The following is a 13,482-nucleotide window of genomic DNA, read 5'->3' as shown; positions in this document are numbered from 1 at the left end:
AAATAACAAATTAAAGATTTTATTAAATCAGTTTTTTCTTTAAAAACTTTGTTTAGTATTGAGCTTACGTTTAACTTTTCTAATATTTTGTCAACAACCAATCTCGCACCAAATGATAAAACCCTTGAAAATTGACTATCGTTTTCTTCAAGTGAAATACCGAAATCTCCAAAGTAGGTAACATAGTTTTCGTTTGGTATCATCATTGTTTCTTTTTTATCAGAAACAATACCTATGCACGCTCTTTCGTTCTCACTATATCCCTTTTCTTTATTAAAAATTTTCTTGGTTGTATAGTACACATAAGTACAGTTTTTTCTTCTACTAAATACAATATCTTTTGATGGAATTTTTACAGGTTTAAAAGCCATTTTTTTATCTCCTTTTACTAGTTACATTATATCACTATTTAAAGTAAAAATCTAGTGTTTTTTCAAAATAAAAACCCTTTAAATAAAGGGTTTACACTTCATTATTAATAACTAGTTACAAAATTGTGAAAAGTTCAGGTTGAATAAAAGAAATCTGGGATTTGAATAAAAGAAAAACTCTCATAGGTTGAGAGTTTTTCAGTGTTGCTTAAATTGTAATAGGTATATAAGGTATGTATGTTATATAAGGTATATAACTCTATGTTTGATTGAATTTGGGTTTGTGTTCAGCTTTTCATTTAGGGTTTGAGTCTTGTTCAAAATATTTAAAATATTTGACATTAGATACATCTCAACTTGAGATGTCTTGATTGAAAGATTTTGCTTTTTTAAACATAATATCCATATTTTTAACATTAGAAGTATCTCAACTGTTTAGGGGTTGATTGAAAGATTTTGCATTTTCAAACATAAGTTCCATATCAGTTACTTTAGATACATCTCATTTATTTAGAGGTTGGTTGAAAGAATGAGCATAAGAGAACATACCTCACATTTTTTTAACTTTAGATGTATCTCAGTTAGAAATATCTTGATCAAATAAATAAGCGTCATAAAACATAGCATTCATATCTGTTACATTTGAAGTATCTCAACTGTTTAAGGGTTGGTTGAAAGAATTTGCACCTCGAAAGACACCAGACATATCAATTACTTTTGAAGTGTTTCAGTTATTTAGGGGTTGGTTAAATGATTTTGCTCAAGCAAATAAACCACTTAAGTATTTTATATTTGAGGTATCTCAGTGTTGGATACCATCAATTTTGGTGTTTTTGTTATCCATAAAAGCACCCTCTAGACTTGTAATGAATTTTGGTAATTCACTAGGTACTTTTTTGATGGTTGGTGGGAATTGTTCTATTTGAACTTCTCCTTTATCATTTGTAAAATATCCAATTTCTAGACATTCGGTGAAATCTTCATTATATGTTCCTTGTTTGTAAATGATTTGATTGTTCATAGTTAGTAAGTCCTTTCTGGGGTATATATGTTATATAAGGTATATAACTTATATAACTCTATGATTGATTGAATTTTGGTTTATGAGTGTTTTTTCATTTAGGGTTTGAGTCTAATGAAAAATTTCCAAAGTATCTAACCTTCGAAGTATCTCAACCGGTGTATTCTTTATCTCCAACTTTTACTTTTTTTGTTGATATATCTTGATTGAAGTTTGTAGTATAAGCAAACATTCCAGTCATATTAGTTACATTTGAAGTATCTCAATCTCCTATGTATTGATTGAAGTTTTTAGCACCAAAAAACATACTATTCATATTAGTTACTTTAGAAGTGATTCAGTTTCCTATAGGTTGATTGAAGTTGGTAGCGTGTCGAAACATAGAATACATATAGGTTATGTTTGATGTATCTCAATGTTGGATTCCATCAATTTCAGTATTTATGTTGTCTTTAAATGCTAATCAAAGAGAAGTGATTTCTTTAGGGAGAACTGGTGGAACTTTAGAAACAGTTTCAGGGAATTGTTCAATTTGAATAGATTTGTCATTCATTAAAGAAAAACCAATTTTTATACATTCAACAGGTCTACCTTGTTCATCATTAATATATTCTGATTCTTGAATTTTAAAAACATGTTCAAATTTACCTTTTAATCCGAATAAGTCAGGTGAAAGGTTGTTTTCTCTAATGATTTTGTCAACGTATTCTAAGTGTTCACGGGTGAAATTTTGGTGAGGTTTTTGAGGTGGATTTTTTAAATGTAAATTAAAATTACAAGAAACAACACCAAAAGTTGCTGTTGATGATAATGCTAGTATTGAAAGTGTAGATAATATTTTTTTCATTTATAAATAAGTTCTTTCTGTTTATTTGTAAATAAGGTATATAAGTTATATAAGATACATACCTTATATAACTTTTTAATAGGTTATGATAGTTTTCTTGATCTTCATCTAACAATTCCAGCAAAACCTAGACCAATAGCAAAAATTGCTCCACCAACAATAGCAAGAATTGTTTTAGTGTTTTTTCTACCTTGGTTTGGTTTGTCTTGATTTGATGGGTTGTCTGAGTTATTTTCATTGTTATTATTGCTATCAGATGAATCAGGAGTTGTTGGTGTCACTTGTTCAGGAGTTTTTCCATCTAAAGTGTTATGTAAGAAAATATCTCTAGAGTTGATAAGAACTTTTTCTCTATTGATTGGTTCAATAATTGCTTGAATTGTTATTTTTAATTTACCTTTAGATTTAAAGAAGTCTTCAATAACTCTTTGACTATAAATTCCATCATTTATAAGAATTATAAAGTCTTTATTTAATTCAACAGGTTTTTTAGATTGTTCAGTTAATTGTTTAGTAATGTTGTTTATAACTTCTTGTTCAAAATCTTTTATAGTTCATTTAGAAAAATCACCAATTCAATCTGATAATTTTGAAAGCAATAAATCAAAGTATTTTAATATTTCTGGGTTTGAGTTATTACTTGGTGTGTTTTGTTCTTCAGGTCAATTGAAAGGAGCAGGTGATTCTGGAGCTATGTTAGCATTTGAACTATGAGTTATTAAATAAGCATTAGAACCTTTTAATTTGAAAGTTGTTTCAGTTGATTTAATTTCTATTGATAGTTGAGTAAAGTGTTTAGTTTTAACATTTTCAAAGAATTCTTTAACCAGATTATCAATTACTTGTTGGTTTTCAAAACCAAAAGTGTAAGTGAACTGAGTTATTTTGTGGTCATTTATATAAATCTCATAATCAACATTTTGTTTAACTGTTTCTTTATTATTTTGTCTATGATTATTAATTGTTTTTAAAATGTGTTGAGTAATGTAGTTGTTTACAAATCTTTCTTGTTGTGCTTGGTCTGTTTCATCATTTTTCTTGACAAAATCTTTGAAGTTAAAGTTTAAGTTACTAAAATTCATTTCACTTAAATTGTTTATTTTACCTTTAAAGTTTGTTGAGTTTAACACACGAACACTTAGTGAAATATCAGATAAATAAACACTAGTTGGATTTGCTTTGAATGTAACAAAAACATCTTGATTATCTGTTTTGATATCTAAAAACCTATTTCAATTGATACCAGTTTCAACTAGTTCAAAATCATTTACAGTAATTGAATTATTGTTTGTTTGTTTTTGAATTTGATCTAAAGCTTCTTTTTTAATTTGAGTTATTGCGTCAATTTTGTTTTCAGCAGCGATTTTAATGCTATTAAATTTGATATCAAAAAGAGGTTTAGTTCTAGCAACACCATGTGGTAAAACAATAGTTCCTTGTTTAACAGATGAAACATAGTAATTTCATAGTGAAACTATTTGTTCATAACTGTATTTAGGTTCAATTGCAACTAATTTATCACCATCTCTTTTAACAAGAGGTTCAAGTTGATCTTTATCAGTGATTAATTGATTATGAAGTAAAAATGCTTTTAAGTGTTGACCAGCAGGAGATGATCAAAAACTTTGGATTCTTGGAATTGGTTTGTTTGAAGTATTGTTGTTAAGAATTTGATTATAGTTTTGTAAAAAACTTTGGTATTTTTCTCTACTGTTGTTGATGATTAAGTATTTATGTAAACTTGAACCTTCAACTGAAGTGATGTTTTCTTTTTGGATTTTAGTTGGAGTGAATGTATCTTTTTGAGCAACATAATCTTTGATTGGGATGTTGTAGTGATAAATTCCAGGTTGAGAAACAGCAAAAGCTTGTAAAGCACTGTTTTGGTTTGTGTTAGGTATAGAAAATGGATTGGTGAAGTTATCACTATATTTTGTAAGTTTAATTTCACCAATTGATTTGTTTAAGTCTTGAACAGCAGATTGTATTTCATTAAAATCTGTAGGTTCATTTTTATCAAACATATAACTTGCTCCAGAGTTTGCAACACTAGCTTCAGCAATATAACCAAAGTTAGCAAGTTTTCCAACTTGGTTTAAATTGTCATTTTTATCGTATGGGTCTTGATAAAAATTGTTAACTCTTGATGGAGAACTTACTCATATGATTTCTTTTCTAGTTCCAGTGTTTTTGTCAATTGATGGATCATAAAGTAAGTTGTCTTTTTTGTTTTCATCTTTGAAATTATTAGTAAGTTTTCATTGATGATATTGTTCAGGTTTAGTTGGGTCTTGAACAGGATCTCAACCTTTTCATTTGAATGAAAGGTTTGGTGAAATTGATCTAATACCAATTTTAATATCAATTGGGGTCTTTTCAGCTTTTTGGTTGACAGCAACATTTCAGATTAAACCTTTTTTGATATCATCAATTGATTTTGCCTGAGTTGTGTTGTCTTCAGATTTTAAAAAACGCTTGTCAACTAAGGTTTTAACATAAACATTGTTATAAACTTCAGTTGGTTTTGAATCAACAAGTAGTTGTTCAGTGTGATCAATTGCTCTAAATTCAAGTCTAACAGTGTTGTGGTATCAGAAAATTTGTCCTGTTGTTTGTCCTTTTTCTCTAATTACTTCTACTTCAGGTTGATCTGTGACCAATTGGTTTGTTTTAGGGTCAAGAATTAGAGATGGAGTAATTGTGATTCTGTTTTGGATTTGTTTTTGAAAGAAAATACGATGGAAAGATAATTTAACATTGATTGGAATTTGGTTTAAAAAGCGATCAGCATAAGGTTCAGTTTCAGGATTTAAATCTTTGAAAAAGATTTTTACTCTTTGAGCAGTTGGTTGAAATTCAATATCATATTTCATTTTGTGTGAGTATTTAGTTGTTCATAAATCAACATTATTAACAGTGAATTTTTCTTTAATTAGTTTTTTAACTTGTTCTTCAATATATTTTCTATTGGTTTTACCTCTATATTTTGTAGGAGTTTCATCATTTGTGTTTGTAATTGTGTTGTTTGATATGTCAGAGTGAGTGTCTTGATTTGTCATATCAATTTCTTTTAATGAACTTAAATTCCTGTTGATTTGGTTAACTTCATCTTTATCAGCAAATTCTGAAGTTATACTGATAGGTTCAATTACAGTTGAGGTTAGGTAGTTTAGGATATTGACATTTAGAAAATATTCCCATCATGAATATGACGCAACTAGTTTAAATTCTTGATCACGGGAAATAAATAAATTTTGTAAAAAATCAAGTTTATCTTGTTCTAAATATATGTTAAGGTTATTGTTTTCTAATTTTAAAAATATATTTGATGACAATTTTTTATTTTTTTCTTTTAGTTCTAGGGTATTAAATTCTTGTTTTAAATCAAGATTATTTAAATTGAATGATATATTTTTTAATCCTTTTTCTGAGTTATTAGATTTATACCAAGATGTTGTATTTCTTAGTATTGATGAAATTTGTGGCATTGTTGGTGGGGAACCTGATCGAAATAAAGTAGGAAAAATTGTTGACTTTATTAAAAGATTTTGTTCAAAATTGAAGTTAAATTTTAAAGTAGGGTATTTTTGTTTGAAATCTTCTCAAGATTTTGCATAGTCAGTAATTTTTATAGAAGTTAGTTTTTGAGTAACTGGTGTAGTGGGGTCAAATATGATATCTCTAGGTTCATAGTTTAGGTGTGAATTACTTCTATTAGGAGTTTCAATTGTAAAATCTTTAAAGTTAAGTGTTGGATCAGGTGTTTTTGTATTTCATTTATCTAAATCTTGCAAGTATTTTTCATAGGTGTAAAAATTACCAATGTTGTTGAATATTTTTTGATTAATGTATTGAATGTTTAGGGGTTTAACATTTTTTGGGTCAACATTTTCATCTAAAGTTGATGGAGTCGAAGTTAAATTTTGTTTTTGAAATTTGAGGTTGTTTATTTCAATGTTGTTTTTAGCAACAAGTGTATTTGCTATCAATGGAGTTGATAGGGTTGAAAATAAGGAAATTGTTTTTAAATGTTTCATAGGATTCACCTTTTCTATTTGTGTAAATGTTTGTTTATTTTCACACCAAATGGTTAGGTAAATCTTGATATTTGCTATGAACGTTAAAAATCTATCAAGTAAATTCACCCGATAGTTGTCATATTCATTTTTTGTGTTTGTTTTTTTCTAATATTAATTATATCAAAATGGTTTAAGTTTGTGTGGGATTTGAATAAAAGAAAAACTCTCACAAGTTGAGAGTTGGTAATTATTATTTAGGGAATTTTGGAAGTTTATCTCCTGTGAATTGTGAGTGGGCATTTTCATTAAAATGATCTCATCCGGTAAATTTTTGGCCATAAATTATAATTTTTCTTATAAGTTTTGATACATCTCAATTAGAGATATCTTGGTTGAAGTTAGAAGCACCATAAAACATAGCGGTCATATTAATTACTTTAGAAGTATTTCATGAAGAAATGTCTTGGTCAAAGTTTTTGGCTTCAAAAAACATGTGATTCATATTAATTATGTTTGTGGTGTTTCAGTTTCCTATGGGTTGGTTGAAGTTTTCAGCATTTTCAAACATACTGGTCGTACTCATTATGTTTGAGGTGTTTCAGTGCTGGATACCATCAATTTCAGTGTTTATGTTATTTTTAAAAGCTAAAACAAGTGAGGTTATTTCTTTAGGGAGAACTGGTGGAACTTTAGAAACAGTTTCAGGGAATTGTTCAATTTGAATAGATTTGTCATTCATTAAAGAAAAACCAATTTTTATACATTCAACAGGTTTACCTTGTTCATCATTTATGTATTCAGATTTTTGAATTGTAAAAACTGGTTTTAGCTTAATTGATCCATCAGAATCTAATTTAAACAAGTCAAGTGAAAGGTTGTTTTCTCTAATGATTTTGTCAACGTATTCTAAGTGTTCACGGGTGAATTGTGGGTCAGGGATGTTATTTTTGTTTATCATTTTGTAAGCAACAACTCCACCAACTGCTCCAGCAATTGAAAGACCACCTAAAGTTGATAATAGAATTGTTAAGGTTTTTTTGTTCATAATTTGAATTGTCCTTTCTGATTTGTGGGTGTATGTGGTTTTTAGTTTTTCAAGTTTATTGTTTGTATTTATTAATTATAGCATTGATATTTTCATTTTTGATTTGCTTGATTTGATCGTTGATGAATTCTTTTTTCATTTTAAAGTAAACAGAAAAAGGATCGAAATAAACAAAAGTAAATGGTTGAGATTCTCAACTGTTGTGGTAGTAAAAACTTGATGTTGTTTTGAATTGAATTTTCATTAAAACACCATCAAAATGGATTTTATAATCTAGTTTTATTTTTGCAAAAGGTCATTGGTTTGGCCATTGACTTTTAATTTCACTTCATAAAACTCATTGATTTTCAACAATATCATCTGTTTTGATTAATTTTGAGTCAATATTATATCCTAAAATTTTGAATTTAAAAGGATCTGGGTTAAAAGAGCGATTAAAATTACTGTTACTGTTTGCAAGATGATCACTACCACTACCTATATCTCAAAAACCAGCCTGTAGACCAAGAGAAACACTTATGTCAAAGTTTTCATATTTTTCTTTCAGTTCTTTTTGAGAAAAAACACCAAATGATTTTAAGTTTATTGAGATTTCTATGTTTCTTTGTATGTTTGTATAGTTATTACTATTAAATTCAAAAAATGGTGGTCTGAAATTAACATTTTGATAAAAATTGTTAAAAAAACTATCATAATAATTTTTATTATAACCAATAAATTCTTCAAGTTTGTTTGATGAATAAATTTGATAACGAACGAATGAATTTGCTTTTAATTTTTCTAGCTGTTCTTTAGCATTTTGAAGTGCTTTTTCTTCGTTTTTAAGTTGATTAAGTCCAGTTACATCTACTTGTTGTTGAATAATTTGATTTTGATTGTCAAGTTCTTCAAGTTTGGTTTTATTAGAAACTATGGTTTGATTATTTGTTTGTTGAGTTTGTTCAACTTGTTGGAGTTGTTGTTCTAAATTATTTGATTGAATTTTTAGGTTGTCAACTTTGGATTTTAAGGTGTTTATATTTGAATTTAATTGATCAACGTTGTTTTTTAACTTGTTTAAAGTTTGATTAAGTTGGTTGATATGTTCTTTGCTAGTTTTAAGTAAGTTGTCTTTTTCTCTATTTAAAGTATTAATTGAACTTGTTTGTTTGTGTATTTCTTGTTTTTGAGCAAGTACTTCTTCATTAATTGTTGAGTTGTGGTCAATTAATTCTTTTATTTGTTTGTTTTGATTGATGATAATAATTGAAAGTTGGTTTTGTTGATTAATTAAATCTTTTAGTTGTTTAACTAGTTGTTGTTTTTGAGCATTTAGTTCATCTGAAGTTGAATTGGTTCCTTCAATTAATTGATTCAATTCATCTCGTTTTGTTTGTAGTTCATTTTGTAATTTTGCAATTATTTCTTGTTGAGAATTTAGTTCTTTTTGAATTTGTTCTTTTTTATCATTTAAAACCTTTGCTCGTTGGTTATGAGTTTTTTCTAGTTCATTTGCTATTTCTAGTTCAGTTGGTCTTAAGTTGTTTAAAAGTTCTTCAGTATTTGAACTAGATAAATTAATTATATTATCAACAGACTTAAAAGAGGATACTAAAGGTGTTGAAATTATCGTTAAAGTTGAGAAAAAAAGTAATAATTTCTTCATTTATATAAATCCTTTCTAATTATTTGTATATAAGGTATATAAGGTATATAACATTTTACTTATTCTAAGTTAGGGTGATTGTAATTTGAATTTAAACTTAAATGGAACTTTTTCATCTGTTAAATGTGGAGCCATTCATCTAAATCTTGCAGCATATTTTACATTTTTAACATCTCAGTTAGATATGTTTTGGTCAAATTCTAAAGCATTGTCAAATATAGCATACATATATTCTACATTTGATACATCTCAAGCAGTATAAGATGAATCATCCGGTTTTATAATCATTTTGGTTGAAATGTTTTTATTAAAGCTTATTGCTTTATTGAACATAAAACTCATATTTGTAACTTTAGAAGTATTTCATCTTGATATATCTTGGTTGAATTCAGAAGCTTTAGCAAACATTGAACCCATATTTGTTACATTTGATGTATCTCAACTACCAATAGGTTGGTTGAATCTATGCGTGTGTTTAAACATAGAATGCATATTAGTTACATTTGAAGTGTTTCAATTGTTTAAAGGTTGGTTGAACCAAAAATTATAATAAAACATACCACTCATGTCAGTTACTTTAGAAACATCTCAAGATGAGATATCTTGATCAAATATTGTAGCAAAACAAAACATACCACTCATATTTGTAATGTTTGAGGTATCTCAATGTTGGATACCATCAATTTTGGGGTTTTTGTTATTTTCAAAAGCACCAAAAAGACTTGTGATTTCTTTAGGGAGAACACTTGGAACTTTTTTGATGGTTGGTGGGAATTGTTCTATTTGAATTTCACCTTTATCATTTGTAAAATATCCAATTTCAAGACATTCTGTCAAATCTTCATTATAAATTGGTTCTTTTATAATAGGTTCTATCATAGTTATCTTTCCTTTCTAAGTATTTAGTTATATAGAGTTATATAAAATTGTGTAAGGTTATATAACTTTATGTAATTTTGTTTGTGTTTTTACGTCTTCTAAATTTTGGTGGGATGTTTTCTTTAGTTAAGTAAGGTGCTTTGAGAGCAAAACTTGTATAAAGCAACACTTGTGAAACATTTCAGTTAGATATATTTTGATTAAAGTTTTTAGCTCCATTAAACATATATCTCATATCAGTTACTTGAGAAGTATCTCAAGATGAGATGTTTTGGTTGAAGTTATGTGTTTCAGCAAACATATAACACATTTTAGTTACATTAGATATATCTCAAGAGGAGATATCTTGGTTGAAAATCTTTGCTCATTCAAACATTTGACTCATATTTGTTATATTTTCAGTATTTCAGTTTTCAATACCTTGTATTTTTGTATTTTTATTACCTCAAAAAGCTTTTTTTAAATTTGTGATTAATGGTGGGAGAATGTTAGGTACTTTTTTGACAGTTACAGGGAATTGTTCTATTTGAACTTCACCGTTTGGTTTTGTGAAATAACCTATTTCTAGACATTCTGTGAAATCTGAGTTGTGGATTGCTTTTTTGTAAGGTTTTTGGGTGTTCATAGTTTATGTCCTTTCTGATTATTTGTTATCTTTTGATAGTTCATTTTGTTTATCTTTTTTTATGTTTTTGAATGCTTCATTTATTAGACTCATTTGTTTTGATGAGTCTGAATTTTTATTTAAATCAGGATGGAATTCTTTTGCTTTTTTCTTATAAGCAATTTTGATTTCTTCAAAGCTTGCGTTTTTTGGAACACCAAGTATGTTATAGAATTCATCATCAGTTGATTGTTTTAATTGTTGAGCTAGGTTAGGAATTGAAATAGCAAAACTATTTCTTTCAGGTGAAGTTTGTGATTGATTTAAATCATTTATAAATTCAACATCTTGTTCTAACAATTGACGTTTTTTCTTGATTTCTTGTAAGAATTGATCGTGTTCTAAATTTAGTTGTTCTCAATCTCTTTGGTTTTGTAAATTAAATTTGTGTTCTTCTAATTCTAATTGTTTTTCTTGTTTTATTCGTTCTAATTTATCACGTTTAGATTGTTGAAGTTGTTCACTTATTTCTTTGTTTCTTTGAAGTTTTTTTGATCTTTTCATTCTTTTATTGTTTAAAATAGTTTCTTTAACTTCTTTTTTGATTTCTTTTTTATCATAAAAAGTGATGTATTTATTTAATATGTTTTCTTGTTTGAAATAAAAGATAATTGATATTGTAAATAATGAAATAAACAAGATAATAAATAAGGAACTAAAAATAGTTATTAAAACATTGATTTGTTTATCTTTGAAATAATAGATAAGAATTAATGATATTGAAAGTAATGATGAAATTAAAGTTTTTAAAGAAATAATTGTAAAAAAGCTTCTTCATAATAAATATCGTTCTTTTCCATCTTGTTTTGTTTCTTGTTGTCTGGTGTTGTTCATAATTGTTTGTCCTTTCTGGTTTGTGGGTATTAGGTATATAAGTTATATAACTTGTTATTTTTAAGTAGATAATTTATTTTCAAGTCTTAAAATATCTCTAATAAGATTTTTAATGTTAGTTAATCTTTGCTTTTTAGTTTCTGCTTGAGTTACTAAAGCATTTTCTAAACGTTGTTTTTCAGCTTGTTTTGATTTAATATCTTGTTCTTGTTGGTTTATTTGTTTGATTTGGTCAGATATTTGAGTATTTAGAGCAGAAATTTGTTTGTTTCTTTGATCAATTACATTAGTTAAATTTGCTTCTTCACGTCTTAATTCTTCTAATTGTTTTTCAAGTTTGTCTAAAATTGTTTGTTGAGTTGATTGATCTTGTTGAAGTTGTTTAATTAAATCGTTTTTTTCGTTTTTAAGTTTGGTAAGTGAAGTTTCTAGTTGTTCAAAGTTTTGTTTTAAAGAATTAAGTTTAGTTGTATTATCATTGAATTGTTTTTCTAACTTAAAACGATTTTGTAGATATTTATGTATATCATCTTGGAGTTTTCAAACTTCTTGATTATGTTTGTCTACTAGATTTTGATAACTCGTTATTTGGTGTTGTAGTTGATCTGTTATTAATGTAAAACTAGAATCATCTTGGTTTGTAAAAGCTTTTAAGTTATCAATATCTCTTTGAAGTTTTTGTTTTTCTAGTTCTATTTTGTGTTTTGTTTCTTCATTTTTATCTTTTTGAGTACTTAATGTATTAATAACATCAATAATGATATTTAATCTTTCTTCAAATTTTTGGTTTAAAAGGTTTAAAACCTCAATTCTGATTTGGTTTGTGTCTTCTGTAGGTTGAGGTTCAACTTCAGGTTGAGGTGAAGGTTGTATATCTGGAGTTGGAACAACTTCACTATCAGGTTTTTTATCATCGTTGGTTTCATCTGGATTTGGTGGTGTTGGTGGAGTTGGTTGTTTTGGTTCATCTTTACTTTTTAAGACAAGCACTGTTGGAACAACAATAACAGCTGGAACAGCTAAACAAGCACCTATAAGAGATAGAATTTGAGATTTCTTTACTTTGGCCATAAAGTCCTTTCTAAGCGTTATATAAGTTATATAAGGTATATAACTTATTAGTTTTTATCTAATGATTTGAAATACTCTAATTTAGTTTTTAATGTTGATTGAATTCTAGTTCATATTTCAACATCAGGTTTTGACATTAACTTTTCTTCTTCAGATAAATCTTCAGGTTTCATAAATTTTCAATTATTAATAAAATTTATTGTTTCTTGAAGCTGTTTTTCTAGTTTAGTTTTGTATTTTTTTGTTTTGTTGTTTAAGTTGAATTTTGCTTCTGAAACAATACATTTTCATACTGATATTTGCATTTCAGTCATATATACAGTGGTTTGGTTTAAAAAGTCTTTTAGTTCTTTTGATGTTTCTTTATCATCTTTTATTTGTTGTTCTAAATCTTTTAATTGTTGTTCCTGTTTTGTTATTTCTTGTTCATAGTTTTGTTTTATTTTTTCTCAACCACCATATTTTTCAGGATTTGAAAAATCTAAATCAAATGAATATAAATCACTAATGTTTGGATTATCTGAAATTATTGGAATACAAGAAGTGACTGATAAACTGGGGGTTATAGAAATTGAAAGAAATGAAAGAAATGAAAGTATTTTTTTCATATTTTGTGTCCTTTCTAATTGGTAGGTATATAAGGTATATAACTCTATGTTTGATTGAATTTTGGTTTGTGGGTATCTTTTCAGTTGGGGTTTGAGTTAGTTACAAAGTCACAAAAGTAAATAACTTTTGATGTATCTCAATTTGATATGTTCTGATTAAAACTTTCTGCTCGACTAAACATGAAACTCATATCAGTTACTTTTGAAGTGTTAAAATTAGAGATATTTGTATTGAATCTTTTAGCATTGTAAAACATAAAACTCATATCAGTTACTTTTGAAGTGTCTCAGTTTTCGATACCTTGTATTTTTGTATTTATGTTCTTTCAAAAAGCAAATTTCAAGCTTGTAATGTGCTTAGGTAGTTCACTAGGTACTTTTTTAGTCTTATAATGAAAAGATTGAATTTCAACTACACCGTCTTCATTTGTAAATCAACCGATTTCTAAGCATTCGGTGAAATCTGAGTTGTATTTTG

General features: G+C 27.2%; 12 protein-coding genes. All 12 read right to left on the bottom strand.

Features of this window, described 5'->3' with window-relative positions; translation table 4 throughout:
* Positions 1–371, bottom strand: a 371-nt coding sequence (locus AB668_RS02750) for a hypothetical protein (RefSeq protein WP_152908039.1), incomplete at its 3' end; no start/stop codon positions are given.
* Between the two features lie 259 nt (positions 372–630).
* Positions 631–1,392 (bottom strand): BspA family leucine-rich repeat surface protein, encoded by a 762-nt coding sequence (locus tag AB668_RS02745; protein ID WP_050517519.1) that lies wholly within the window; start codon positions 1,390–1,392, stop codon positions 631–633.
* A 58-nt stretch (positions 1,393–1,450) separates the two neighbouring features.
* Positions 1,451–2,239: a BspA family leucine-rich repeat surface protein gene (locus AB668_RS02740; RefSeq protein ID WP_050517518.1), complete on the bottom strand. Its 789-nt coding sequence runs from the start codon at positions 2,237–2,239 to the stop codon at positions 1,451–1,453.
* A gap of 83 nt (positions 2,240–2,322) precedes the next feature.
* The gene (locus AB668_RS02735; RefSeq protein ID WP_050517517.1) at positions 2,323–6,276 is read right to left on the bottom strand and encodes a hypothetical protein; all 3,954 of its coding nucleotides are present in this window, start codon (positions 6,274–6,276) and stop codon (positions 2,323–2,325) included.
* Positions 6,277–6,508: 232 nt separating this feature from the next.
* Entirely contained in the window at positions 6,509–7,303 is a 795-nt protein-coding gene (locus AB668_RS02730; RefSeq protein ID WP_050517516.1) for a BspA family leucine-rich repeat surface protein, read from the bottom strand.
* Between the two features lie 55 nt (positions 7,304–7,358).
* Positions 7,359–8,948 (bottom strand): hypothetical protein, encoded by a 1,590-nt coding sequence (locus AB668_RS02725; RefSeq protein ID WP_050517515.1) that lies wholly within the window; start codon positions 8,946–8,948, stop codon positions 7,359–7,361.
* A 69-nt stretch (positions 8,949–9,017) separates the two neighbouring features.
* Positions 9,018–9,827, bottom strand: a complete 810-nt coding sequence (locus AB668_RS02720) for a BspA family leucine-rich repeat surface protein (RefSeq protein ID WP_050517514.1) — start codon at positions 9,825–9,827, stop codon at positions 9,018–9,020.
* 67 nt (positions 9,828–9,894) lie between these two features.
* Complete coding sequence (locus tag AB668_RS02715) at positions 9,895–10,452, bottom strand: BspA family leucine-rich repeat surface protein (protein WP_050517513.1); 558 nt, start codon at positions 10,450–10,452, stop codon at positions 9,895–9,897.
* An 18-nt stretch (positions 10,453–10,470) separates the two neighbouring features.
* Entirely contained in the window at positions 10,471–11,325 is an 855-nt protein-coding gene (locus AB668_RS02710; protein ID WP_050517512.1) for a DnaJ domain-containing protein, read from the bottom strand.
* Between the two features lie 60 nt (positions 11,326–11,385).
* Positions 11,386–12,396, bottom strand: coding sequence for a hypothetical protein (locus tag AB668_RS02705; protein ID WP_050517511.1), 1,011 nt, complete (start codon positions 12,394–12,396; stop codon positions 11,386–11,388).
* A 47-nt stretch (positions 12,397–12,443) separates the two neighbouring features.
* Complete coding sequence (locus tag AB668_RS02700) at positions 12,444–13,004, bottom strand: hypothetical protein (protein WP_050517510.1); 561 nt, start codon at positions 13,002–13,004, stop codon at positions 12,444–12,446.
* A gap of 44 nt (positions 13,005–13,048) precedes the next feature.
* Positions 13,049–13,482, bottom strand: a 434-nt coding sequence (locus tag AB668_RS02695; RefSeq protein ID WP_152908038.1) for a BspA family leucine-rich repeat surface protein, incomplete at its 5' end; no start/stop codon positions are given.

It is taken from the genome of Mycoplasma sp. HU2014 (genome assembly GCF_001199495.1).
Lineage (GTDB): Bacteria > Bacillota_I > Bacilli_A > Mycoplasmatales > Mycoplasmataceae > Mycoplasma.
Note: the sequence above shows the minus strand (reverse complement) of the source record. Positions and strands in the feature narration are given on the sequence as shown.